At 63.9% G+C, this 25,235-nt stretch carries 23 protein-coding genes; 17 read left to right on the top strand and 6 right to left on the bottom strand.

The genetic code is table 11. The features are described 5' to 3' along the window. The 9 genes from AC59HU_RS06330 (at position 1) to AC59HU_RS06290 (ending at position 8,837) form a co-directional block, all read left to right on the top strand. Positions 1–1,191 carry a Gfo/Idh/MocA family protein gene (locus AC59HU_RS06330; RefSeq protein WP_497222511.1) on the top strand — a complete coding sequence of 397 codons (1,191 nt, stop codon included), beginning with the start codon at positions 1–3 and terminating at the stop codon, positions 1,189–1,191. Positions 1,192–1,277: 86 nt separating this feature from the next. Continuing rightward, on the top strand, positions 1,278–3,260 hold the full coding sequence (locus tag AC59HU_RS06325) for an alpha-ketoacid dehydrogenase subunit alpha/beta (RefSeq protein ID WP_497222509.1): 1,983 nt from the start codon (positions 1,278–1,280) through the stop codon (positions 3,258–3,260). Beyond that, a complete protein-coding gene (locus AC59HU_RS06320) occupies positions 3,257–4,066 on the top strand; it encodes an SDR family NAD(P)-dependent oxidoreductase (protein WP_497222508.1) in 810 nt (269 codons plus the stop codon). Before AC59HU_RS06325 ends, AC59HU_RS06320 begins: the two co-directional genes overlap by 4 nt. Then, on the top strand, positions 4,063–4,941 hold the full coding sequence (locus tag AC59HU_RS06315; RefSeq protein ID WP_497222507.1) for an SMP-30/gluconolactonase/LRE family protein: 879 nt from the start codon (positions 4,063–4,065) through the stop codon (positions 4,939–4,941). The genes AC59HU_RS06320 and AC59HU_RS06315 overlap by 4 nt, the downstream gene beginning before the upstream one ends. Further along, positions 4,929–5,912: an aldose epimerase family protein gene (locus tag AC59HU_RS06310; protein ID WP_497222506.1), complete on the top strand. Its 984-nt coding sequence runs from the start codon at positions 4,929–4,931 to the stop codon at positions 5,910–5,912. Before AC59HU_RS06315 ends, AC59HU_RS06310 begins: the two co-directional genes overlap by 13 nt. Continuing rightward, positions 5,905–7,011, top strand: coding sequence for a mandelate racemase/muconate lactonizing enzyme family protein (locus AC59HU_RS06305; protein ID WP_497222505.1), 1,107 nt, complete (start codon positions 5,905–5,907; stop codon positions 7,009–7,011). Before AC59HU_RS06310 ends, AC59HU_RS06305 begins: the two co-directional genes overlap by 8 nt. Then, a complete protein-coding gene (locus tag AC59HU_RS06300; RefSeq protein ID WP_497222504.1) occupies positions 6,999–7,289 on the top strand; it encodes a muconolactone Delta-isomerase in 291 nt (96 codons plus the stop codon). Before AC59HU_RS06305 ends, AC59HU_RS06300 begins: the two co-directional genes overlap by 13 nt. After that, positions 7,286–8,044, top strand: coding sequence for an SDR family NAD(P)-dependent oxidoreductase (locus AC59HU_RS06295; RefSeq protein ID WP_497222502.1), 759 nt, complete (start codon positions 7,286–7,288; stop codon positions 8,042–8,044). The genes AC59HU_RS06300 and AC59HU_RS06295 overlap by 4 nt, the downstream gene beginning before the upstream one ends. Positions 8,045–8,051: 7 nt before the next feature. Next, entirely contained in the window at positions 8,052–8,837 is a 786-nt protein-coding gene (locus AC59HU_RS06290) for a shikimate dehydrogenase family protein (protein WP_497222501.1), read from the top strand. A 94-nt stretch (positions 8,838–8,931) separates the two neighbouring features. Here the strand turns inward: AC59HU_RS06290 and AC59HU_RS06285 are convergent, their stop codons facing one another. The 4 genes from AC59HU_RS06285 to AC59HU_RS06270 all read right to left on the bottom strand — a co-directional run bounded on the left by AC59HU_RS06285 (position 8,932) and on the right by AC59HU_RS06270 (position 12,967). Then, positions 8,932–9,705, bottom strand: a complete 774-nt coding sequence (locus AC59HU_RS06285; RefSeq protein WP_497222500.1) for an IclR family transcriptional regulator — start codon at positions 9,703–9,705, stop codon at positions 8,932–8,934. 43 nt (positions 9,706–9,748) lie between these two features. Next, positions 9,749–10,597 (bottom strand): carbohydrate ABC transporter permease, encoded by an 849-nt coding sequence (locus AC59HU_RS06280; RefSeq protein ID WP_497222499.1) that lies wholly within the window; start codon positions 10,595–10,597, stop codon positions 9,749–9,751. Next, positions 10,594–11,526 (bottom strand): carbohydrate ABC transporter permease, encoded by a 933-nt coding sequence (locus AC59HU_RS06275; protein WP_497222498.1) that lies wholly within the window; start codon positions 11,524–11,526, stop codon positions 10,594–10,596. Before AC59HU_RS06275 ends, AC59HU_RS06280 begins: the two co-directional genes overlap by 4 nt. 79 nt (positions 11,527–11,605) lie before the next feature. After that, positions 11,606–12,967, bottom strand: coding sequence for an ABC transporter substrate-binding protein (locus AC59HU_RS06270; RefSeq protein ID WP_497222497.1), 1,362 nt, complete (start codon positions 12,965–12,967; stop codon positions 11,606–11,608). Positions 12,968–13,127: 160 nt separating this feature from the next. On the opposite strand from AC59HU_RS06270, the gene AC59HU_RS06265 reads away from it, so the two are divergent. The 3 genes from AC59HU_RS06265 to AC59HU_RS06255 all read left to right on the top strand — a co-directional run bounded on the left by AC59HU_RS06265 (position 13,128) and on the right by AC59HU_RS06255 (position 16,540). After that, positions 13,128–14,162, top strand: a complete 1,035-nt coding sequence (locus tag AC59HU_RS06265; protein ID WP_497222496.1) for an alcohol dehydrogenase catalytic domain-containing protein — start codon at positions 13,128–13,130, stop codon at positions 14,160–14,162. Positions 14,163–14,230: 68 nt separating this feature from the next. Next, on the top strand, positions 14,231–15,511 hold the full coding sequence (locus tag AC59HU_RS06260; RefSeq protein WP_497222495.1) for an ATP-binding protein: 1,281 nt from the start codon (positions 14,231–14,233) through the stop codon (positions 15,509–15,511). Positions 15,512–15,547: 36 nt separating this feature from the next. Continuing rightward, complete coding sequence (locus AC59HU_RS06255) at positions 15,548–16,540, top strand: alcohol dehydrogenase catalytic domain-containing protein (protein ID WP_497222494.1); 993 nt, start codon at positions 15,548–15,550, stop codon at positions 16,538–16,540. Between the two features lie 3 nt (positions 16,541–16,543). Here AC59HU_RS06255 and AC59HU_RS06250 read toward each other — a convergent pair whose 3' ends face one another. Further along, positions 16,544–17,341, bottom strand: a complete 798-nt coding sequence (locus AC59HU_RS06250; RefSeq protein ID WP_497222493.1) for an SDR family NAD(P)-dependent oxidoreductase — start codon at positions 17,339–17,341, stop codon at positions 16,544–16,546. A 218-nt stretch (positions 17,342–17,559) separates the two neighbouring features. On the opposite strand from AC59HU_RS06250, the gene AC59HU_RS06245 reads away from it, so the two are divergent. From AC59HU_RS06245 to AC59HU_RS06225, 5 genes are all read left to right on the top strand, one after another. Then, positions 17,560–18,612 (top strand): sugar ABC transporter substrate-binding protein, encoded by a 1,053-nt coding sequence (locus AC59HU_RS06245; protein ID WP_497222492.1) that lies wholly within the window; start codon positions 17,560–17,562, stop codon positions 18,610–18,612. Next, on the top strand, positions 18,572–20,182 hold the full coding sequence (locus AC59HU_RS06240) for a sugar ABC transporter ATP-binding protein (RefSeq protein ID WP_497222491.1): 1,611 nt from the start codon (positions 18,572–18,574) through the stop codon (positions 20,180–20,182). Before AC59HU_RS06245 ends, AC59HU_RS06240 begins: the two co-directional genes overlap by 41 nt. After that, entirely contained in the window at positions 20,175–21,206 is a 1,032-nt protein-coding gene (locus AC59HU_RS06235) for an ABC transporter permease (protein WP_497222490.1), read from the top strand. The genes AC59HU_RS06240 and AC59HU_RS06235 overlap by 8 nt, the downstream gene beginning before the upstream one ends. Beyond that, positions 21,206–21,682, top strand: a complete 477-nt coding sequence (locus AC59HU_RS06230) for a nuclear transport factor 2 family protein (protein ID WP_497222488.1) — start codon at positions 21,206–21,208, stop codon at positions 21,680–21,682. Before AC59HU_RS06235 ends, AC59HU_RS06230 begins: the two co-directional genes overlap by 1 nt. Before the next feature lie 557 nt (positions 21,683–22,239). Beyond that, a complete protein-coding gene (locus AC59HU_RS06225) occupies positions 22,240–22,974 on the top strand; it encodes a substrate-binding domain-containing protein (protein WP_497222487.1) in 735 nt (244 codons plus the stop codon). A gap of 879 nt (positions 22,975–23,853) precedes the next feature. Here the strand turns inward: AC59HU_RS06225 and AC59HU_RS06220 are convergent. Continuing rightward, the gene (locus tag AC59HU_RS06220; RefSeq protein WP_497222486.1) at positions 23,854–25,152 is read right to left on the bottom strand and encodes an alpha-L-fucosidase; all 1,299 of its coding nucleotides are present in this window, start codon (positions 25,150–25,152) and stop codon (positions 23,854–23,856) included. Positions 25,153–25,235: the final 83 nt, after the last annotated feature.

The raw sequence follows: 25,235 nt of genomic DNA, 5'->3' as shown, positions 1-25,235 counted from the left end.
ATGAGCAACTCACCATCTTTCTTCTCCCAGGGCGATGCGAAGGGTGCGGACGGCGACGTCCCCTCGATCGGTATCGGGATGCTCGGCTATGCCTTCATGGGGCGTGCCCACGTCAATGCGTACAAGAAAATCCCCTACACGTACTGGCCGCCGCCTCTCCTGCCCCGTCTCGTGACGATCGCCGGCCGTACCGAAGACGCGGTCGCCGAGGCAGCTCATCGATACGGCTTCGAGCGGTCCACCACCGACTGGCGAGACATCATCGCGAACCCTGACATTGGGATCTTCGACAACACCGGCCCGAACGATCAGCACGTCGAACCGACCATCGCCGCGGCACGGGCCGGCAAGCATGTGATCTGCGAGAAGCCACTCGGTCGTACGGCGGATGAGGCGTTCGAGGTCTGGTCGGAGGTCGAGAAGACTGGCGTGAAGGCGATGACCGCCTTCAACTACCGCTTCTTTCCAGCTATTCGTCTCATCAAGAGCCTGTTCGACGACGGCACCTTGGGAGAAGTGCGTCATTTCCGGGCCCGATATCACCAGGAATGGCTGGTCGACCCCAACCTTCCGACATCATGGCGGCTCGAGAAGAAGATCGCAGGATCGGGCGCCCTTGGAGATCTCGGGTCCCACATCATCGATCTCGCACGCTACCTCGTCGGCGAGCCGGAGACCGTCTCCGCGAACGCCCGGACCTTCACCGAGGAGCGGCCCGGCGGCCACGTCGATGTCGATGATGCGTTCGACGCGCTGATCTCCTTCAGCAACGGCGCCCTAGGTGTGCTCGAGGCCACGCGAGTGGCGCCGGGGCGAAAGAATCACATGCGATTTGAGATCAGCACGACAACCGGAACGGTGATCTTCGACCAGGAGCGGATGAACGAGATCGAGCTCCATCTGATCGAAACGACGCCTGCGTCCAACGCTCAAGGGTTCCGTACCGTTCTGGTCTCTGAGGCGTACCACCCCTATTGGGAGCACTGGTGGCCACACGGCCACATGATCGGGTGGGAGGACAGCTTCGTACACGAGATCGGGCATCTCCTCGAGGCGATTGCGACAGACGGCCCCATCGGGCCGCACGGAGCAACTCTCGAAGACGGCTACCGGGTGGCGAAGATCGTCGATGCGATCGCCCGCTCCGCCGAAACCGGGGCGAGACAGACGATCTCATACCGAAGCCTCTGACCGCATCTCGCTCCGACGGGCCGATCTCAACGACGGCCGGTCCAGCCCGTCCGAGCGTCAACCTGCATCACACCTAGGAGATACCAATGACGCAGTCCGCGAGCGAACTTCTGGACGCCTATCGCCAGATGCTCCTCATCCGTCTCTTCGAGGAGAAGTGCCTCGAGCTCAGCGCCGAGGGCTTCTTCCCCGGATCGGTCCACACGTGCACCGGCCAGGAGGCCATCCCCGTGGGAGTCCGGGCAGCAATCCGCTCGGACGATCGCATCCTTCCGACCTATCGTGGCCACGGGTGGGCCCTCATGGCCGGCGTGCCGCCGGTCGAGCTGCTTGCGGAGATCGCACAGCGTAAGGGCGGTGTCAGCGGGGGCCGCGGGGGTTCCGCCTACATCACAGCTCCCGAGTACAGCTTCTTCGGAGAGAACTCCATCGTCGGCGCAGGAGTCCCCATCGGCGGCGGCGTGGCACTCGCTGCGAAGCACCAGGGCACGGGGCGGATCGCAGTCGTGTCGATCGGCGACGGTGCGATGAACCAGGGCTCGGTGCAGGAAGGCATGATCTTCGCGGCGGCGTACTCACTGCCGGTCGTCTTCGTCATCGAAAACAATGCCTGGTCGGAGATGACCGAGACCATCTCGCTCCTGAAGAACGTGAACCTGTCCGAGCGCGCCGCAGCGCTGGGCATCCCCGTTCGCGTCGTCGATGGCGGTGACCCATTCGCTGTGACGGAGGCCACGCGGGAAGCCGCGAACCGAGCCCGAGACGGTCACGGTCCCACCGTGCTCGAGTTCGCGACCGTCCGTCTCCGCGGTCACTACAACCGCGATATCGAGCACTATCGCCCGAAGGAGGACAGCGCCAGGGCCCAGGCGACGGAACCGCTTGTCCTGATCCGTGCTCGGCTCTCCGAGGCGAACGTCCCGGAGTCCGACATCAAGGCGATCGACGCCGAGGTCGAAGCGACCATCCGGGATACCGCAGCTGCCGTCGTAGCCATGCCGGAATGCGATCCCGCAGACGCGTTCGCGCACCTCTACGGGCCGCAGGTCACTCCGACGGGACCACAGACCCAGGGTGTCGCCACCGAACTCACCTACCAGCGCGCGGTGAACAAGGCGCTCAACGCAGAACTGGAGAACCGTCCCGAGGTCGTCGTGTACGGCGAGGACGTCGGATTCGCCGGAGGCATCTTCGGTGTCACCCGCGGGCTTCAGAAAGCCCATGGTGACGCCCGTGTCTTCGACACGCCCATTTCGGAAAGCGCGATACTCGGGTCCGCGGTGGGGGCAGCGATGGAGGGACTGCGCCCGGTGGTGGAGATCATGTGGGCTGACTTCATGCTCGTCGCTCTCGACCAGCTCGTCAACCAGGCCGCCAACGTCCGGTACTCTACGAGGTCCGCCCTTCACGCTCCGTTGGTCGTCCGAACCCAGCAGGGTGCCACTCCGGGCTCGGGAGCGCAGCACGACCAGAGTCTCGAGGCTCTACTGGCCCACATCCCCGGGCTGCGCGTCGGTCTTCCTGCGACGCCGGGCGACGCGTATGCGATGACCCGCGCCGCTGTCGCTGATGAAGACCCCGTGATCTTGATCGAGGCCCGTGAGCTGTACCAGACGAAAGGTGACGTGCACCTGGAGGCCGAGCTGGAGACCATCGGTGGTGCTCGCTTTCACCGACGGGGTGGTGACGTCACGATCATCACCTGGGGTGCCATGCTCCACAGGGTGCTCCGCGCCGCCGAGGCGCTGGAAGCGGAGGGTATCGACGCGACCGTCCTGGATCTGCGCTGGCTCAACCCCCTCGACGAAGCCGCAATCGGAGAGGCCGTGACGCTCAGCGGCGGCAGGGTCCTCGTCGTGCACGAAGCAAACCGAACGGGAGGTTTCGGTGCTGAGATCGCAGCTCGGATCCAGGACGAGCACTTTGCTCTGCTGACCCACCCGGTCAAGCGCCTTGCCACCCCGGACTCCCGCCTGCCGGCCGCCGCGCCGCTGCAGGGAGCACTCGTACCGACCGTCGAGACGATCACCGCCGCGGCTCGTAGGCTCGTCTCCCCAGTACTCGCGTGAATCTGATCGAAAGAGAGACCCGTATGCACGCCAATGGACAGCGCCCTCGAATCGTGATCACCGGAGTCTCCCGGGGCATCGGACGTGCGCTCGCCCTTACCGCGGCTGAATCGGGGTACGACGTCGCGGGTATCCACCGCGGTACGGACCCCGCCGTGTCGGCAGGGCTTACAGCAGAAATCGAGAAGCGGGGGGCCCGTGCGATCATCATGACGGGCGATGCCGGGATCACCGCCGACATAGACCGGGCCGCAGAGCGCGTGATCACCGCGTGGGGGGGCATCGACGTCTGGGTCAACAACGCGGCCCGGCTCCTCGTCCGACCCTTCAGCGAGATGGACGATGACCAGTGGACGTCGCTGCTCAACTCCAATCTCCTGGGATACATCCGAGGGGCTCGGGCGGCCTCGCGTGTCATGGTTCCGGCCGGCTACGGGCGCATCATCAACGTGAGCTCCGTGGTCGCCGAGCAGCCCCCGACCCACATGACCGGATACGTGACGGCAAAGGGAGGCATCACAGGGTTCACCAGGGCCCTCGCTGTCGAACTGGCGCCGTCCGGTGTCACCGTGAATGCGGTGGCCCCCGGGGCGACGGAGACGCCGCTCAACACCGACTCGTGGACGGAAGACGTCCGCAGCACCTATCGCGAACGCATTCCCCTTCAGCGGATCGCGACGCCCGAGGACATCGCCGACGCGATCCTGCTCATCGCTTCGGAGAAGTCGCGATACATCACCGGCCAGATCATCACCGTGGACGGGGGACTCCTGCTCAACGGGTCTGTCGGCCACCAGGACAAATGAACGCGGTCGTCGGGCCCGACCGATTTCGGGTGCTTCTCGCGGGGCTCCACCATCCGGAGGACATCGTGTGGGACGACATGCGCGAAGTCGTCTACTCCGGAAGCGACCGCGGCGAGATCATCCGAGGGCACCTGGACGGTTTGTGGGAGAAGATCGTCGATTGCGGCGAGAACGCCTTCGTGCTCGGAATGGCGCTCGATGCCCGAGGCGATCTCTACGTCTGCGAGCGGGGCAATGCGCGGCTCCTCAAGGTGGATGTCGACAACCTCTCCGTCGTCGAGCTCTCCCGCGGCACGGCCGATCGGCCGATGGCCTGCCCGAACTACCCGGCCTTCGACAAGAGCGGGCGTCTGTTCGTCAGTGACTCAGGGGCGTGGGGTGATGACAGCGGTGTCATCTTCACCGTCGACCCGAAGAACGGCACCGAGGTGTGGGCGACGGCACCCAGCGATTTCACGAACGGGCTGGCTCTGGCGCCGGATGCGCGCTGGCTCTACGTCGCCGAGAGCCGGGCATCGAACGTCTGGCGAATCGCCATCAACCCGGACGGAAAGGCGGGGGAGCACGAATTGGTCTGGCATGTTCCCGAGACGGTTCCAGACGGCCTGGCGTTCGATCAGGAAGGCAGCCTCTATATCAGCTGCCATACTCCCGACTCGATCTTCGTGCTGAAGCCCGACGGCAGCTCGGAGGTCTTCGCTCACGACTGGTCCGGACAGGTCCTTCAGGGGCCGACCAATGTCGCCTTCGTGGGCCCCGATCTGTCGTCCCTGGCCCATGCCAATCTGTGCGGCTACCACGTCGGAGTCACCGACGACGTACCAGCGGCAGGACACCGAATCGAGCGTCCGGAGGTTGTGGCGTGGGGGAGCTGACACTCGAGCATCCTCATCTGACGCTGCGCCTGGATCCCAGTCGCGGAGGGGAGGTCACCTATTTCGCCGGCAGCGACAAACGCAATGCGCTCGCCTACCACACCTGGGATGCTCCCCTCTCGGCAACGGTCGGCCCGAGTTACGGATCGACGGAACTGGACTGGCTGTCGCGCTACCGCGCGGGATGGCAATTTCTGTTTCCTAACGCAGGAGCGGAGTCACGCGCTCTGGGCGTGCCTGTGGCGTTCCACGGCGAATCGTCGTTGGCGCACGTCACCGTGCTGGCTCGGACGGACACGTCATGCACGATACGCACGACGGCCCGGCTGCCGTTGGAGCTGACACGGACCATTCGACTATCGATCGACGCGCCTACCGTCTACGTCGAAGAATCCGTGCGCAACATCGGCTCGGTCGACGTCCCCTTTCTTTGGGGCCATCACCCCACGTTCCCCGCGAAAACGGGAGCGCAGATCGATCTCTGTGCGGGCGGTCAGGTAGCAGTCGAACCCAGTGCTGTCGGTGGTCTGAGCTCCGAGGAATTCGCGTGGCCGCTGACCCTGTCCGACCAGCGGATGCTCGTCGATGTGAGCACGGTCCCGGCCGAGCAACTCGTACGCCTCTTGTACATTCGGGAGCTGCCTCAGGGGTGGGTCGCCTTGCGTAATCCCCCCGGGTCGACGTCGCCGAGCGTGGCGATGAGCTGGGACACCGACGCGTATCCATTCCTCTGGGTCTGGCTGCAGAATGGCGATCCCGGATTCCCCTGGTACGGGCGCGCCCGGATGCTCGGCCTCGAACCCCAGCGCGCCTGGCCATTCGATGGCTTGGCCGGGGCCGTGGAACGCGGCCAGGCGGTGATTCTGGCCCCGGGGGAGACCCGCTCCTCCTGGCTCACGATGACGCTGTTAGAAGACGGATCACCACCGGTCTCCGGTGTCGACAAGAACGGGCACGTTGCGCATGACTGACAAGATCGAACGCATCGACGCGTGGCTGTGCCCACTGCCGCTTCCGAAGGAGCTGCGACTGGGTGCCATCCGATACACCTCTCGCGACTATGTGGTCCTCCGATTGACCACTGAGTCCGGCATCACCGGCAGCGCTGTCGGGTACACTCGCGATACCCCACTTCTAGAGGCCGTGCGTCTGCTCGCCCCCCATGTGACCGAGGTCGACCTGGGGTTGGTCGGCAGACTCAGACGCCAGTTCGCGCCGGGATGGGGCTCGCTCGTCCGCGCAGCCTCACTCTTCGACATCGCACTCTGGGACATTGACGCCCGCCGTCAGCTCCTGCCGCTCGAGGCTCTGCTGGGCTCCCAAAGCCGAGAAGTCCCTCTCATGGTCGTCGCCGGATACTTCCTCGATCAGCGCGGGACCGGCGCCATCGTCGACGAAGTGAGTCAGTTCGTCGACGAAGGATACTCGACCATCAAACTGATCGTGCCCGGGCACGACCGCGACGCCGACCTTGCATTCGTCTCGTCTGTCGCTGAGGTCGTGCCCCCTAGGGTGGGCCTCGCCATTGACTTCCACGGTGCCTTCACTGACCCCGCATCGGCGATCGATTACTGCAGCGCCTTCGACGACCTCGGCCTCACGTTCATCGAAGATCCTTTCGCCAGCTACGAAGTCGCATCGGTCGCCGCCGTGGCTCAAGCGATCAGCACTCCGGTCGCGGCGGGCGAAGACGTCGCAGCATCGACCGGTTACGCGCAGCTTCTCCAGGGGGGAGTCGGGTTCCTTCGGCTGGACGCCACAGCGTCAGGGGGCTACACGGGTGCTCTGTCGGGTATGGAGTCGGTACGCCGCTTCGACGCGGTGGCCGCACCTCACGTGTGGCCCCACATTCATCACCCACTGGCCGCGGCATCGTCCAGCGTCGGCATGGTGGAGCTGATCCCGCATTATTCGGCGGCAGACCCCCTCGACCTGATACTGACAGAACCCTACCCGGTTGAACACGGCCGCTGGATGCCCCCGGAGCACCTCGGGTTGTATCTCCCGCTCGATTGGGAGCGGGTCGACAGCCTCTCCTCGACAACGTTGGCGGTCGCGTGCTCTTCATAGTCCACATCCAACTGGCGACTCCCGCGGGAATTTCCGCTGACGCACTCGACGAACTAAAGCGAGCCGAAAGCGCGAGGGCTCGAGAACTGTCAGATGGCGGTGTCATCCTCCGCCTGTGGAGAGATTCCCGGCAGTGGGCCAACTGGGGCCTCTGGCAGGCCGACGACGAAGCGGCTCTTCTGGATCTCGTCTCCACGCTGCCGCTCTCTCCGTACATGACCATCACCCCCTACCCGGTGCAAGACCACCCCTCAGACCCGATGAAGGAGCAATCGTGACCAAACCTACGGCCCTGGTGACAGGAGGAGCATCCGGCGTGGGGCTCGCGTTCGCCGAACGTTGGATCGAGGAGGGAGGTGTCGTCGGGATCATCGATCTCGACCGAGACCGCGTCGATTCGGCGATCCATTCGCTAGGCGGCGGAGACGTCGCTCTAGGGGCGACAGCAGACGTGACGAGCGACGAGGAGGTGCGCGCGGCAGTCGAATCACTCGTCACGAGCATGGACGGTGTTCTGGACGCAGTCGTGAACTGTGCCGGCATAGCCCGGCCGGCGCCCGCGGCGACGGTCGCAGACCATCAGTGGACGCAGTTGGTCGACATTCACCTCAACGGCACGATGCGCGTCAACCGTGCCTGTTATGAGGCGCTCGCTCGGTCGAGCCGTCCGGCGATCGTCAACATCTCATCCGTCGCAGCCGTCTCAGGGATGCCGGGGCGATCGAGTTACTGCGCCGCGAAAGCTGGGGTCGAGGGTTTGACGAAGGCACTTGCCGTCGAATGGGCACCGGATGGGATCAGGGTTAACGCAGTGGCCCCCGGATACGTCGACTCGGCGATGACGAAGGGGCTTGTCCAGGCGGGTTCGCTCGACCTCGACCCGATCGTGCGGAGGACACCCTTGAAGCGACTCGCCGATCCGGCGGAGATCTCTTCGGCGATCTTCTTCCTGGCCTCGCGGGAGGCGTCCTTCATCACCGGACACACCCTGTACGTCGACGGTGGGATGACTATCGACGGCGATTGGTATTGAGGGCGTCGTGATCTCTGGAGAGACTAAGACTGTCAGTGTCATCGCCGAGCCCGTCTTCCAGCTGCAGACTCCGCAGGAGCTGAACGCGGTCTGGGCTCGACGGGGAGCAGATGTGGTCACGCACGCGGCCGAAGTCGCTGGGGATGGTCTTGAACGGTATCTGGACGGCATGCGAACCGTTCGGAATTGGGCCGGCGCGGTCGTATCCATCCCCCACAAGCAGGCTGCCGCGGCGCTCTGCGACCGGATCGGTGCGAACGCCGCGATCGTCGGCGCCGTCAACACCATCCGACGAGAGAGCGACGGATCACTCGTCGGCGAGACCCTCGACGGACTTGGCTTCGTCGCCGGACTGGACGCTGCGGGCATCGATCCGTCCGGCATGCAGGTCGTCGTACTGGGTGCCGGGGGAGCGGCCGCCGCGACTGCCGCCGCGCTCATCCACTCAGGAATCGACGATCTGCTCATAATCAACCGAACTGTGGCCCGGGCCATCGCGCTGCGCGACCGACTCATCGAGAAGACCGGGTTCGCCGGCATCCGCGTCGCCGACCCAGACCTCGGCCACGCTGACCTGATCATCAACGCGACATCGAACGGCATGCGTCCCGGTGACACTCTTCACGTCGATCTGACGGAGGCCAAACCATCAGCCGTGGTGGCGGAGGTCGTCGTGTCCGACAGCCTGACCCCACTGCTTGCGGCGGCCTCGCGTCAGGGGCTGACCGTGCACGAGGGGCGCGCCATGCTGACGGGGCAGGTCGAGCTCATCGCGGACTTCCTCACACCGTGATCATCAGGCATATCCACCCGCTCGGTGTTGAGACGGCATTCCGTCGAGGCCAAGGGCTGGCAACCGTTCAAACCAGGTGAAGTGTGGATAGAGTTCACGAATTGCTCAACTGGGACGTGACGTCTCCGACCTGGCGGATCAGGTCGTGCTCGGTGTCGACAAACCGTTGGGAGGGGGACGAGACGGTGATGCAGGCCGCCACGTGATTCGACTGGAAGATCGGGAAGCTCACACAGTCGACGCCGAGCTGGAACTCCTGTCGGTCGAAGGAGTAGCCCTGCTCGCGGATCGTCTCGAGCTCTTCCAGGAACTTCTTCTTGCTCGAGATGGTGTTCGGCGTGAGTTTGGCGAACTTCATACGCGCTATCGCGGCATCTCGGACCTCGGGCGATGCGAAGGCGAGAAGCAGCTTGCCGCTCGCCCGCGCATGCACGTTGTCCGAGTACCCGGCATTCAGCCCGACAACACGCACGGCATGTGCGCCCTCAGCGGTCGCCAGCACCTTGACGGCACCATTGCGCCATACGCTCAGATAGGTCGTCTCGCCGGTGGCGAGAGCGAGTGCGTCCAGCGCGCGGCTGTAGCTAGCCGGCACCACGTCTGCGCGGGCATACGCGTCAGCGACCACCCCGGCTCGAGGGCCGAGGTGGAAGGAGCGACCTTCGTCCTTGGTCACCATGCCCTCGGCCGCCAGCGTCGTCAACAGATGGTAGGTGGTCGGAAGCGAGAGCCCGAATCGTCGAGCCACGTCCTTAGCTTGGATGCCATCGGACTCGGCGACAGCGAGCAGTATCTGGATGGCGCGGCTCACCGATTGGATCCGGGTCTGGCTTCTCAGCTCGGTGTCTGGCGCTAGTTCGTTCGTCACTCCCGAACTCTACCTTTCACTATCTTGAATCCGGGAGCCCCCATCACTTAATGGCGCCCATCGCCAGTCCACGCACGAGCTGCTTCTGGGCCACCCATCCCGCGATGACCACCGGCAGGATCGCCAATGACGACGCGGCGGAGAGCACCGCAAGGAACAGACCTCGCCCGTCGACGAAGCTTGTGAGGAACGGGGGGGTCGTGCGGGCGATCGACGAGGTCAGGATGTTGGCCAGGAAGTACTCGTTCCACGCGAAGATGAAGCAGATCAGTCCGGCCGCCGCGACACCGGGGAGGACGATCGGCAGAACAACACGGAACAGTTCCGTTCGCACGTTCGCACCGTCGACCTGCGCAGCCTCGACGATCTCGAACGGTACTTCGGAGAAGAACGATCGCATCATCCAGATCGCGATCGGAAGGTTCATGCCCACGTAGAGGATGCTGAGAACCGTGATGTTGTCAAGGCCCCCGATGCTCTGAAGCAGGAGATAGATCGGGATGATCGCGGCGGCGAGAGGCATGAAGCGGGTGGAGATGAAGAAGAAGAGGGCGTCGCGGGTTCGTTTGATGGGCCGGATGCTCAGGGCATACGCCGCAGGAATGGCGAGAAGAAGCACTAGGGCGGTCGAGAGGATCGACGCCGTCGCCGAGTTGATCAGGTACGGGGCGATGTCGCGATCGAAGGCTTCGGTGAAGCCAGCGACGGTCCACGCGGCGAAGAACGTCGGAGGGTTTGTCGCCGCCTGCCCTTCCGGCTTGAAGGCGGTGATGACCATCCACAAGAACGGGAACACGAACAGGATCACAAGGCACCACGTGATGAGCGTGAGCACGCGGGACGGGATGTGGCGGATGGCGCGCCGGCGGCCGTGAGCGGTGGAGGAGGTCATGCGCGGTTCGTCCCTTCAGTGAAGATGGAAAACAAGAGCCTCAATCCGAGGCTCGCGATGGCGATCGTGACCAGGACGGTGATGACCCCGTAAGCGGCCGCCTCGCCTACGTCGAGACCGACGAAGGCTCGCTCGTAGAGCAGATAGGAGAGGGTCTTCGTTCCACCCGAACCTCGGGTCATGATGGCGATCGGATCGAACGCCTGCACGAGTTGGATCGAGCCGAGTAGCACCGCGATCTCGATGTAGGAGCGCAGGTGTGGCAAGGTGATCAGGCTGAATCGCCGAAGCGGCCCGGCTCCATCGACGCTGGAGGCCTCGAGCACCTCCTTGGACTGCGACTGCAGTCCCGCAAGGAGGATCAGCATGAAGAAGGGCGTGTACTGCCAGGTCAAGACGATGACGATCGAGGCGACCGGCGCGTCGGTTCCCCAGGCGACCGGCGCGATCCCGAGCAGGCTTAGTGCCCAGTTCACGAACCCCGTACTGGCGTCCAGCATCGACCACTTCCAGATCAGGGCCGCCGCTGCCGGCATGACGAGGAACGGCGTGATCATCAGTGTTCGCGCGACCCCGCGGCCCAGAAACTTCCTGTCGAGGAGCACCGCGAATCCGAGGCCGAGCAGAAGTGCGGCCACTACGGTCGAGGTGGTGATCAGCGCAGTCGCGATGAACGATGACAGGAATGACCCGTTCGTGAAGACGGTGACGTAATTCTGAAATCCGGCGAATGCGGGCCCGGGGTCCTGCAGCAGGTTCCACGACTGGAACGAGTAGAAGATCGTCGCCAAGAATGGTATCTGTGTGAGCACGAGCGACACCAACAGAGCCGGCCACAGCATGGCACGGGAGGTCCAGAGAGATCTCGACGTTCGCGCGCGACGAACTTTGACGACAGGGATGGCATCGTCCAGCACGGCAGTTGCCATGACGCGGTCCTTTCGGATGGGATGGAGGGGGCGGCAGGGCTGATGCCCTGACCACCCCCTCGGTGACTAGAGGTGCGCGTTACTTCTTCTGCTCGTCGCCGGCTTGCTGCGCGATCTGCTGGGCCGACTTGAGGAAGGTCGGTACGTCCTGCTTCCCGGCGATCGTGTCGGCCAGCCCCTGGGAAATCTGATTGCCGATGTCCTGGAATTGCGGGATGCCTACGTACTGGACGCCGATCCAGTTCTGTGGTTTGACCCCGGGCTGCTTCGGATTGACAGCCAACATGATGTCTTTCGTGATCGGGGCGAAGGAACTGGCCTGCTCGAGGTACTCGGGGATCTCGTACGTCGAGCTGCGCGTTCCGGGAGGCACCTGGGTCCACCCGATCTCGTTACCGACGAGCTGCACGTACTCCTTGCTCGTCGCCCACGAGACGAACTGCCAGGCGGCATCCTTCTTCTTCGACGTCTCGGGAATGGCGAGGTTCCAGGACCAGAACCACCCGCTCTCGGCGGTCTCGACCGTGGGGGCGTGCACGTAGCCGACCTTCCCGGCCACGCTCGAGACGTCAGGGTCCTCGATCACTCCACCGGCCGAGGTCGAGTCGTACCACATCGCGGCCTTGCCCTGCGTGAACAGGTTGAGGGACTCCGCGAATCCGTAGGATACCGGGTCGGGCTCGCCGGCCTTCTGCAGGAGGTCGACGTAGAACGTCGTCGCCTTCTCGACCTCCGGTGAGGTGAGGGTCGCGTTCCAATCGGTGTCGTACCACTGCCCCCCGAACGTGTTGATGACCGTGTTGAGAGGGGCAAGTGACTCGCCCCAGCCGGGCTTGCCACGAAGAATGATGCCCGAGATGCCGTTGCCCGGATCGTTCAGCTTCTCCGCCATCGCGGCGACCTCGTCCCAGGTCGGGTTCTCCGGCATCGTCAGACCGGCTGCCTCGAACAGGTCTTTGCGGTACATCAAGAAGGACGACTCGCCGTAGAACGGTGCCGAGTACATCTTCCCGTCATAGGAACTGCCCTCGAGAACGGGTGCGAACAGGTCGTCGAGGTCATACTCCGTGTCCTCCTCGGCGTAGCCGCCCAATTCGGTGAGCCAGCCATTGGCCGCCCAGATCGGCGTCTCGTAGGCGCCGATGGTGACGATGTCGTACTGGCCGCCCTTGGTGGCGACGTCCTTCGTCACTGCGTCCCGGAGATCGCTCTCTTCGAGGAACGTCACGTCGACCTTGATGTCGGGATGTGACTTCTCGAACTCGGGGATCAGCTTCTCCATGTCCTTCATCTGAGAGAAGCTCGGAGAAGCCAGGGTGAGTGTTGTCGTCCCGCTGGCCTCCTGGCCGCCGCCTCCGGCTCCGGAACACCCGGAGAGGGCAAGGGTGACCACTGCGACCAGGCCCAGCGCAGCGACTGCTGTGTTGCGTTGATTCTTCATCGAATCTCCTTGGTTGGGATAGAGCTTCATAGCTCCTCGCCACACCGTAGGGAATGGGGCCCTTTAAATCAATACTATGAGTCAAGGTGTAACCATATGAAAACATGCGGTAGGTTAAGCCCGGATATCTTGTCGGCCGCAAAGAAAGCAACGATGCTCAATGTCTGAAGAAGTGACGGTGCTCGCCGCCCTGTTCTCCGGCGACTCCTCAATGGAGCTGGTGCAGAAGTCCGTTCGAGCTCCCGGGTTGGGTGAGGTGCTTCTCGATGTTCGAGCCGAGGGGATGTGCGGAAGCGACCTGCACTACTACCACATCTCCCGCGAGGCGATGGAAGCGCACACTCAGCCGCGAAAGTGGACCACGACACCGGGCCACGAGATGGCCGGGATCGTGCAGCACGTCGGAGCGGGAGTGACCAACGTCAAGGCGGGGGACCGGGTCGCGGTCCAGCATTATTCGGGATGCGGCAACTGCCTCAGCTGCCGCAAGGGCTGGGACAACCATTGTGCGAACAACACGGTCTACTCTCTCGACCGGGACGGCGGCTACCAGGACAAGGTCATCGTGGCCAGCCGCGACTGTGTGCCTCTTCCCGGCGAGCTGTCGTTCGAGACGGGAGCGTTTCTGGCGTGCGGCGCGAGCACTGCGTACCAAGCGCTCCGCCGAGGGGAGGTTCCGTTGGGCGGCACCGTGGCGGTCATCGGTCTGGGCCCGGTTGGTCTGGCGGTGCTGGCATGGGCTCGGGCCTACGGGCTTCGAGCATTCGGGTTGGACCCGACCGCGGATCGGCGCGCGTTCGCCGTGACGCTCGGGTATGAGGCGCACGACCCTGCGGAATTCGATGTGTCATCGATTCCCGACGGTGTCGACGTGACGATCGAGACCTCCGGCAACATCCACGGCCGTCGAAATGCGTCCCGGATCACCAAGACCTGGGGCTCGGTCGTGCTGGTCGGATTCGGGCCCGGTTACGACATCGACCCGGTCACCGACGTCATCATGAAGCAAGCGACCATCAGGGGCTCGTTCGTGTTCAGCATGCCCGTGATGATGGAGGCTGTCCGTGATGCTGCCCGACTGAAGGTGGCGTTGGATGACATCGTTACGGTGCGTTGCACGCTCGAGCACACTCCCCAGGCTGTCGAGGACTTCGCCAACGGAGGCATCGGCAAGACCATGATCGTCTGGCCGTGAACGGTCAGGCCGAGCAGGCGGCGGCCGCTTCGCCGACGACCTCGACGGCTTAGAGCGAGCGTAGAGCTGTGGCGACATTCCGCGTACGCGACTTCCATCCCGAAGACATCGACGCGATCCTCCGATTGTGGGAGGAGGCCAGACGGGCCGACGAGCCCGTCTACGGTCTCTCCGAGGTCATCTCGTCGTGCCAACAAGACCACGCGGTTGTGGCGACCCACGAAGACCGGGTCATCGGAACGGCGGTTGGACGAGCCGCGCACGCTCATGGGTGGATCGTCTTCGTGGCGACCGAGAGTGCGTGGCAAGACCGCGGGGTGGGAAAGCGTATGCTGGCGGCGCTCGAGGCGCGCATGGCCGGTCTCGGCTTGCAGAAGCTATCCGTCCTCCTGCCGGAGTCCGCCGTGCGGACCGACGCCTTCAGCGACCAAGGCTTCGTCGCGAAGAAGAACTTGCTCTACTTCGAGCGCCAGTTCCCTGTGCAGCGCAAGGAGTTGGCGAGCTTGGCGGAGCTCGGCGGGAAGCTGCTCCCGCGCGGCCTCTGGGAGGCAATCAGGGGCATGCATGCGGAGAAGGAGCTCCTCGAACGAAGGCTTGTGGCCCCGCTGTCCAACGTGGATCTGGCGGCACAGTACGGGGTGGTCCCGCCGAGCGCCGTTGTGCTCTTTGGGCCACCCGGCACAGGGAAGACGACCTTCGCCCGTGCGATAGCGTCTCGGCTCGAGTGGTCGTTCGTCGAGGTGTTCCCCTCGCGGTTGGGTGCTGACCCTGCGGGCCTGGCGGGCGCCTTGCGGGAGGCCTTCATCAAGATCGACGAGCTGGAACACGCGGTCGTCTTCATCGACGAGGTGGAGGAGATCGCCGTGCAGCGAAGCGGCGAGCCCCCATCCTCGATCCAGGGCGTCACGAATGAGCTGCTCAAGATCATCCCGGCGTTTCGCGATCAGCCCAATCGCCTGCTAGTCTGCGCCACCAACTTCATTCGGTCGCTGGATTCAGCGTTCCTGAGGCACGGCCGATTCGACTATGTCATTCCGATCGGCCTCCCCGACGCCCAGGCGCGCTCGTCGATCTGGGCACGGTACATCCCTGACTCGGCCACAAGCATCGACTTAGAGAGTCTGGTCGAAGGATCTGAAGGGTTCTCCCCCGCCGACATCGAGTTCGCCGCGCGAAAGGCCGCTCAGACGGCACTGGATGAGGCGCTCGCTCAGGGTCGCGAATTCGATCGACGGGGTGGCCCCCAATCGCGCCATTACACGGATGCGATTTCCAGCACACGGGCAACGGTGTCCGCGGAGGTGGCGGCGCAATTCCTCGAGGACATCACACACCTCGCGCGCATCTGAGTCTTTCAACCGATCATCTGCAAAGGAGCGAAAACCATGAGAGCACTAGTTCACAACCGGGACGGCGAAACACTCGTCGCTGACGTCGATGAACCCACGGCAGGTGCTGGAGAAGTGCTGGTGCGCGTCACCGCCGCCGGGCTCTGCGGCACCGACCGCCATATCGCCGAGGGGTCACACGGGAGCAGCGCCCGAGGAATCGTTCTAGGCCATGAAGTCTCGGGCACCGTAGCTGCGGTCGGAGCAGGCGTCGACCACCTCGGCGTCGGCACGGCCGTCTGCATCGAACCGAACATCGCGTGCGGACGGTGCGCGTCTTGCCAGAGCGGGCATCCGAACCTGTGCACCAACCTCAAGGCGGTGGGTGTCACGCAGGATGGGGGCCTGGCACCTCTTCTTGCCGTCCCAGCCGAGGTGTGCTATCCCATCCCTCAGAGTCTCACCACCCAGGACGCCGTCCTCGGGGAGCCTCTCTCCTGTGTGGTCAGAGCCCTGGAAGGCGTGAATCCACGGCCGGGCTCATCGGCGGCGATTTGGGGTCTGGGGACCGCTGGCCTGATGATGATCCAGTACCTCAAGGCTGTTGGAGCGTCCAGGATCGTCGCGATCAGTCACCATTCGGATCACCGGGAGCGCGCTCTGGCAGCGGGCGCGTCGGAGGCGATCACTCAGGAAGAAGCTTCGACGGGTCTTGAGGTCGACCTGGCGATCGAGGCGTCGGGGTCGCCGTCGGCGTTCGAGCCGGCGTTCGAGGCGGTCGGACCGAGGGGCACGCTCCTCCTGTATGGCGTGATGTCGCCGGGCGATCGCGTCGCTGTCGCCCCGGAACGGGTGTTCCGACGCGAGATGTCGATCAGAGGCAGTTACGTGGGTCTCGGGGCGATGGGCACTGCGCTCCGCCTCCTGGCGATGAAAGCTGTGGATCCCGCGATCATTCTCGGGGACACCCTGACCCTGGACGAAGCGGCTGATTGGACACACAAGACAGGTGCGCGTCGTGCTGCGAAAGCACACGTGCTCTTCGAGTGACGGCTACAGCGTCGCGCCACCATCCACCGCGATGGCCTGACCGGTGATGTGGGGGGCGGTGGCCAGGAAGACGGCCATCGCCCCCATGTCTTCCACCGTCTGCGCCTCGCCCTGAGGCATGAGGGTCTGTTGGTGCCGTTCCCAGGACTCCTGCTCTGACTCGCCGTCCTGAGCCTTGCCTGCGGCTACACCGCCAGGCCCCCGCCACATGGCTGTTCCGACGACACCCGGGCACAGGGCGTTGACCGTGATCCCTTCCTTCGCGACCTCCTTCGCTATGGAGTTGGTGAAGCCGACGACGGCGAACTTCGACGCGCAGTAGTGGGCCTGCAAGGGGTACCCGACCTTGCCGGCTATCGATGCGACATTGATGATCCGCCCATCTCGGGTTCCCGCGGCGCGCATGACTTTGATCTCCGCCTGGCACGATAGGAACACCCCTCGCGCATTGACCGCGAACACGCGGTCCCATTCCGCTTCGCTGATGGTCTCGAGCGGCCCGAGCCCGAGGACGCCCGCGTTGTTCACCGCGATGTCGAGCTTCCCGAACGCGGCCATCGTCGTCGCGATCATCTGCGTCACGCTGCGGCCACGGGAGACGTCCACGCCGGTAGCTCTGACGGCGAACCCCTCGCGCTGAAGGCTCCGGGCTGCGCTCTCGGCGGCGACGAGGTCGACATCGGCCACCATCACTCGTGCACCTGCCTCCGCCAGGGAACGCGCAATGCCTTCGCCGATCCCACGGCTTCCCCCAGTGACAAGCGCTACTCGGCCGGCCAGGGGCGGTGGGTTGTTGCTCATGACATCCTCGTCTCTCCACGACAACGCGTTCTATGTGAAAAAGCTTTCACATGATGTAGCACAAATTCTGACCCAGTGTCGCACGACTCACTGCAATCTGTTCCACAAATGGTCAGCATATGAAACGTAATCAAGATATTGACTATCAGTGTCTCGGCGCATAATCTGCTCGAAGTCGACGACAACGTCGGCTGCGCGAACTCAATGAGGAGAAGCAAGTGCGATCGTCACGTCATGTTCCAACTCGCATCACCGTCGCATCGGCGGTCGCCGCAGGGGCACTGCTCCTTGCCGGGTGCTCCGGTGGCTCCACAAGCGGAGGTGGGTCCACGATCGCTCTCTCGCACGCATTCCTGGCGAATCCCGCCTTCGTCGTGATGAACGACTACATCGAGGCCGACGCGAAGGATTCCGGCCTCACTCTTCTCCAGCCCACCAACGCGAATCAGGATCCCGGCAAGCAGATCACGGACGTCCGCAACCTCATCAACTCAGGTGCAGACGCCGTGATGGCCACGGTTGTGGATGCCGCTGCATTCGCGCCGGCCCTCGACTACGCGGAAGAGCAGAAGGTTCCAGTTGTGGTTCTGGACGACAAGCCCACTTCGGGCAAGGCCTACATGGTTGTCCGTGCCGACAACTCGGCTATGGGGGCCCAGGCCTGTCAGGAGATGGGTTCGCGCCTGAACGGTGAGGGGACGGTGCTCTCGCTGCAGGGCAGCCTTTCGACGACCAACGGACGCGACCGCACGAACGGATTCAACGAGTGCATGTCCGAGCAGTTCCCGGACATCGAGGTCATTGAACGCCCCACCGAGTGGCAAGCGGAAAAGGCGGCGAACGAAGCTCAGACGGTCTTGACGGATAGGCCCGACATCAGCGGGATCTACATGCAGAGCGATTCGGTGATGCTCACCTCGGTTCTCCAGGTGCTCAAGCAGAGCGGCCTCGACGCCGGTGTCGGTTCGGACGGTCACGTCGTCCTTGTCTCGATCGACGGCGGGCCGGTAGCGCTTGACGCAATTCGCGACGGGCAGCTCGATGCGGCAATCTCGCAGCCGATGGACGCCTACGCCCAGCTCGGAGTGCGCTACGCCCAGGAGGGTATCGACGGGGTCGAGCAGAAGGCGGGGCCCACGGATCATGACAGCGAGATCGTCGTCGACGACGAGACCGGCAACTTGATGGATCTGCTCCCCTCGCCCGTCGTGACCGCCGACAACGTCGACGATGAATCACTCTGGGCGAACTCGCCCCTCGCCACTCAGTAGTCCGGAACGCCGAAAGGGAGCAATGGCCCACGATATCGTGACGGCGGACCGCCACTCGTCCGTGCCTCTTGTCCAAGTGACCGACGTCACAAAGAGATGGGGTGAGACCCTTGCCCTTGACTCAGTCTCATTGACGGTGGAAGCGAACCGCTCCCACGCTCTGATCGGGCGGAACGGAGCGGGAAAGTCCAGTCTCGTCTCTCTGATGACGGGACTGTACGGACCCGACTCCGGCGCCATCAGCTTTAGTGGTGAGCCCGCGCCGGCTCTCGGGGACAGGGATGGGTGGCTATCCCGTGTGGCGTGCGTCTATCAGAAGCCCACGATGGTGCCGCATCTGTCGGTTGCGGAGAACCTGCTGCTCAATTCCATGCTCACCACTCGCTGGGGGTCGATCGACTGGAAATCGTCGTATGAGCGCGCCGGCTCCGAACTCGAACAGTGGGGAATCCGCATCGATCCGCGCCTCACCGCGGACTCGCTCTCGGTCGAGCAACGGCAGCTCGTCGAGATCGCGCGTGCCCTGAGGCGTGGCAGCCGCTTCGTCATCCTGGACGAGCCGACCGCCCAACTGGACGGTCCGGAGATAACCCGTCTCTTCGATCGGATCACAGCCCTCCAGGACGCGGGAGTCGCCTTCCTCTTCATCTCCCACCATTTGGATGAGGTCTACCAACTCTGCTCGGAACTGACCGTCCTCCGCGACGGTCGTCGGATCATCACTGCCCCGGTGTCCGAGCTGCCGATGGACAGACTGGTGACGGCGATGGTCGGGGATCAGACCCGCCAAAAGCCCGCGACGCCTCGAGAACCCGCGCCTACGGCATCGCCGATCGGCGACATCGTGCTCGACGCCGCAGGACTGACTGTGGGCAGCGTCGTACGTGACGTGAGCGTCACCGTGCGCGCCGGCGAGTGCGTCGGACTAGCCGGACACTCCTCCTCGGGGAAGTCGGTCGTTGGCGACGCCATCGTCGGACTGACCACTCTCGACTCGGGAACGGTCTCGCTGAGCGGGCGTGATCTCGCAGGGCAGCGTGTGAAGGCCCGCATCGCGCGAGGTCTGGGTTACGTGCCCGAGGACAGGCATGCCCGGGGATTCGTCCCTGACTTCGACATCGAGGAGAACTCCACCCTGAGCATCCTCGATCGCATCTCGAAACCGATCGGAGTCATCGACAGGAGCAAGCGATCGGCGACGGCGACCGGACTCTCCGACGAGCTGGACGTCAAGGCGTTCTCGATCAGGCAGAAGGTCTCGGAATTGAGCGGCGGAAATCAGCAGAAGGTGGTCATGGCGCGAGCGCTCGCATCTGACCCGAAGCTCCTCGTCCTAATCAAGCCCACGGTGGGGGTCGACATCGCGTCGAAGCAGACTCTGTACGAACAGGTTGCTCTCGAACGCGACAAAGGCATCGCCGTGCTCCTCATCACCGATGAACTCGACGAGCTTGAACTCTGCGACCGAGTCATCGTCATGTCACACGGTTCCGTCGTCAACGAGTTCGGTCGCCAGAGAACCGACGAGGAACTGGTCGCCGCAATGGAAGGATCCGCACACCATGACTAGCACCATCAGCCCGACTGCCGGTGAACAACACCGGGCGTCGCGAGCACCGCGCGCTCGCCGGTCCGTCGTCAGGACGATCGCGCGTGATTTCACCCTCATCCCCGTGCTCATACTGGCGCTCATCATCGGAACCATCAGCAGCCCGACCTTCCTCACCGAACGGAACATGCTGAACATTCTTCAGCAGAGCTCCGAACTTGCGATCGTAGTGGCCGCTCTCTCGGTCATCCTGATTGCGGGCAAGTTCGATCTGTCGCTCGAGTCCACGTTCGGTCTCGCCCCGATGGTCGCTGCGTGGCTCATCTCGGCAACTTCTCTCGGCGGATCGGGTTTGATGCTCAATCCTCTGCTGGCCATCGGAGTCGCTCTCCTGATCGGTGCCGCAGTCGGGCTGGCCAACGGGTTACTGATCGTAAAGCTCGGCCTCAATGCGTTCATCGTCACTCTTGCCGTCCTCATCCTCCTGCGCGGCGTGACCCTCGGGATCACCTCGGGCAGTACGCTCTACAACTTCCCGGAGACGTTCCTCTGGCTGGGATCCGCCGACATCTTCGGCCTGCCGGTATCGATCATCATCGCCGGTCTCGTCTTCCTGGTCGGTGGATTGTTCCTCAAGTTCCATAAGATCGGGCGCTCGATCTACGCGATCGGTGGCAATCAGGACGCGGCCCGGGCGGCCGGAATCCCCGTCGATCGAATCCTGATCGGCGTGTTCATCGTCGGAAGTGTCCTCGCCGCTCTCGCCGGACTCATGATGACCGGCCGAATCGCCTCCGCCACTGCGGGTCAAGGCACCAACCTCATCTTCAGTGCATTCGCGGCTGCCGTGATCGGGGGAATCAGCCTGAACGGCGGGCGAGGACGATTGTTCGGAGCTCTCACCGGCGTCATTCTCCTGGCTGTCATCTCCAACATCCTGACGCTTGCACAGGTGGCCTCCTTCTGGATCGACGCGTGCTACGGCGCCATCATCGTCGCGTCACTCATCATCACCCGTCTCACGACGGGAGAGAGGGACTCATAGTGAGCGCATCATCCCCCACAACCTCACCCGAGTCGATCGCAGCCCTCCGGCAGATCATGGCCTCCTACGTCCATGGCATCGACGAGCACCGCCTCGATCTGCTGCTCGACATCTGGCATCCCGGCGGGCGGTCTCTCATTGTCACCGATTCGGGGATCGTTCAAGGCGACTACGTTGGGCATCCCGCGATCGAAGGCTGGATTCGTCAGACCTGGGCCACTCTGCCTCAGTCGCATCACATCGCCGGCGAGCCTCTGATCGAGATGGAGAGCGAGACCGCGAAGGCCGTCAGTCAAGTGTTCGCGACGGCCACCGACTCCGGCAACCGATCGCTGATTCTGGGTGCCACGTATCGGGATTCCTTCGTGAGGACCGATGGACGTTGGCGCCTGTTCGAGCGTCGCGCCGATCTGCACTACTGGCTCCCCTTCGGCCAGCCGTGGAGCCTCGACCCTACGCTAAACGTGCAAGCCTGATACACGTCGACGTCACCCCGTCCCATGCAGATCTCTCTGAGGAACTGAACATCGACCAGTACGACGCCCTCAGCCCCTGGCTCGCGAGAGCACACCCGGGTTTGGCCGTCGAATGAGGGACAGCCTCGGCGATGAGTGCCTTCAGCACACCATGGCTGATTTTACCAACTTCGGATTGCGCCCCATCTCTTTTCCACTAGCGATCAGCGATAGGTCTCGCGCGTATAGCATCGTCGCTCACTCAATCAATCTCGGCCGGCGCGAGCAGCAGCTGCTTGTCCAGCGCGAGTCCCCGTGATTTCAGGTGCTTCGCGATCGTGTTGCGATGCAAATGGTGCTGCGCCCCATCGCGTGTGTCGTGAACCCGCAGAATTCCGGGCTGAGATACCGCGAACGTGGGGCGGCTTTCTGAGATATCGGGTGAGGGCGAGAGTATGAAGAATGTGAGTGGTAGCAATAGAGGGCCGCGTTTCAGGGGCAATATATGTCCTCATGTGGCGAACGCGAGCTAATCTCTTCGCGGGGCTCCCGACTGGCCGATCGACTACAGCATGCGAGTGCATCTCGACGAGGCCTCTCATGTGATGAACGAAGCCGGGTACTCGTTCGTGACGACGACAGTGCACCCGGAGTGTCGGACGCCGCCACTCTGGGAGACCCTCGATCCCGAGGTCGTTCTCGGTCTGACACCGTTCACGAGCGAGCAACGCGCTTCGATTCGACGCGCGGGCGTACGACGGGTCTTCCCCGAGGCGACGGAACCGGTCACTGCGCCCGGCGCCCGAGGCTTCGCGGAAGGCCCTCGCAAGCAGGTCGAGCATCTGGTCTCGGTCGGTCGCACGCGACTCGCATTCGCGGGAACCACGGATCCGCGTGTGACCGATCTGGTGGATGCGCGTCGTCGATTGGCGGGGGACACGGCGCTGAGTCTCACCGGCAACATGCTGATGCACGAAGCGGACGTCGATCAGGAGAATGTCGACGAGCACCTCGCTCAGTGGGTTGGCGACGGAGCAGACGGCATCGTCGCCTACAACGACGACGTCGCGGCGCTCCCGGTCGGGTCCGCCTTGCGGCAGGAGATCGCCGTCCCCGACAGGATCGCCGTCGTCGGACACGACGACACGCCGCTCGCCTCGCTCTTCGTCCCCGCACTCTCGAGCGTCCGCATCGACACCGCGGGTCTCGGGCGGCACATGGCCGAGGCTGCCCTCGCGGCGATCAACGGCCTCCCCGCGCCTGTCGCGGGGTCGGCGGGTGAAGCTGTCGTGGTGCGACGCGCGACATCTTAGGTTCCGGCTGCGCCCTAGGGAATCCCTGGTAGGTCTCGACCGGACGTTCTCGAGACCAGCGGCTCACTTCGAGCAGCATGCCGATCAACACAGGTCCGCGCTGATGAGTCCGAACGGGCCGTTCCGTCGCTCAAAGAATTCATGCAGGCCTCGCCACAGCATCATTATCCTGCGCATGGTGCAGTAGCCGCCTCACGGCTGTGTTCTCGCTGCGCGTGCCGTCCGGCTTTTAGGCTGATGCAGACCTCAAAAAGGGTCTCGGAAGAGTCGCCCTTGACACAATTGGGGTTATCCGCGTTTTTCTGGGAGTCGGCTGAGTAGCATCCTCTACAGAAAAAAGGTGGCACGGGAGGCCGCGGGCGTTCATCATCGACGGATTTGAATAAAGGGAAGTCCCGGCCTCTTACGAGACCGGGACTCCCTGGGAATTAGATTCCCAGCCAGGCTCTCACTCCCGCGATGACGAACTGCACGACTGCCGAGGCAGCGATACGTCCCCAAGAAGCGCAAGCGAGACTCCCTCACCGTCGAGATTACGCTCGAGACCCCGGCGACCTTGAAGCCGCGTGCACGTTTTACAAAGCGTTCGGTTTCAACCAGGCTCTCTGGGCGCCCCGCATTCACATGGGTGACGTGTGCGGCGGCGGACTTTTCAACCACCGCATCGCGGTCAACACCTGGCAAGGCGTGAACGCCCCTCAGTCACAGGCCTGCACCGCCCGCATGCGGAACTTCACCCTGCAGCTGGACACACCAGAACGCCTCGACCAAGTGCTCGGCACGCTCTCTCATGACGTCACCGAAGCCGGGAACGGGTTTATCCTTCGCGACCCCTCGCAGGACACCGTTCTCCTCACGCCCAATTCTCCGGCTTGGCGGTCAGACGCGTTCCCCGGATGAGCCCTCCGCGCGGGGTCGGGATGCGTAGTCGTCGATCTCGATGGCGATGACGGGGACGACGGACTCCGACGGGGTCTGGGGCATGAGGATCGTCAACTCGCCCTCGGGGTCGTTCTCCTCGATGGACAGGGGAGAGATCTGCGACCGCAGTGCAAGCTCCTCACCGGTGTCGAGCATCCGGGCGGAGCGCACCCGCCGAACGGGAAGCGCGCGGATGCTGATCGACTCCCTGGGCCAGGCCAGGAGGTGGAGGTAGAGCGTGTTCCCTCGTCGTGTGGAGGGTCCGTAGAACTGCCACACCTCGAGACCCGGCTCGACGTCGAAGACGGATTCGCTGTGTGCGCTGAGCCATTGCGAGATGTCGTCGATGCGTTCCGTCTCCGTGGGAGGGAGGACACCATCTCCGGTGGGTCCGACGTTCAGGAGGAGGTTCCCGCCGCTCGCGCGCACCTGGACGAGGCTGCGGATGAGGTCGAAGGCCGACTTGACGTTGGTGTCCTTGGGGACGTAGCTCCAGGTGTCGTTGATGGTGATGCCGCATTCCCATGGTCCGTCGAGGGGCTGGCTCGGCATGTGCTGTTCGGGAGTCTGATAGTCGCCGTGCCCGGGGAGCCGGTTGTTGAGGATGATGTCGGGCGCGAGCGATCGGATGTGCGAGACGAGATCGTCCGCATCCCATTCCTCCGGGGTGCGCTCCCAGTCTCCGTCGAACCACAGCAGGTCGATCTGGCCGTATTCGGTCAGAAGTTCGGTGAACTGATCCTTCATGTATTGGCGGTAGCGCTGCCACTGCTCAGGAGTGCCCATCGTGGGCCGGTAGTTGTAGGGGCGCTGGTCGTCGGTCCAGGCGAGGTAGTCGGGGTGGTGCCAGTCGGAGAGCGAGTAATACAGGCCGACGCGGATGCCCGCCTCTTGGAAGGCGTCCGTGAAGTCGCGCACCAAGTCGCCGCCACGGGCGCCGAAAGGCGAGCTCGCGATCGAGAGCTGTCCGGTCTTGGTCGGCCAGGCGGACCATCCGCTGTGGTGCCTGGTGGTGAAGATCGCGTACTTCGCTCCGATGGCCTTCGCCGCCGCGACAAGGTTCTGGGGATCCCAGTCCTTCGGGTCGAAGGTGGCGGCGCTGGCGTGGTACTCGGCGGCGGTCGTGGGGATGGGGGAGGGCAGGTGGGAGAGTCCCCCGACGATCGGCCAGCCGATCTCGGTCCCGGTCTGGCTGGCGTGGTCCCAGTGGACGAAGAGCCCCACGTTGGCTCGCGTGAACCAGTCGATCGATGTCATGTGTCTCCTTCTGGATGATGAGGATGCCCGCGTCGAGGCGCGCGGAAGCGTAGGGGCGGTCGGAGCCGCGGGTGCCGACGGTG

This window comes from Herbiconiux sp. 320_LB (assembly GCF_059691755.1).
This window is presented reverse-complemented; position numbering and strand designations above follow the sequence as displayed.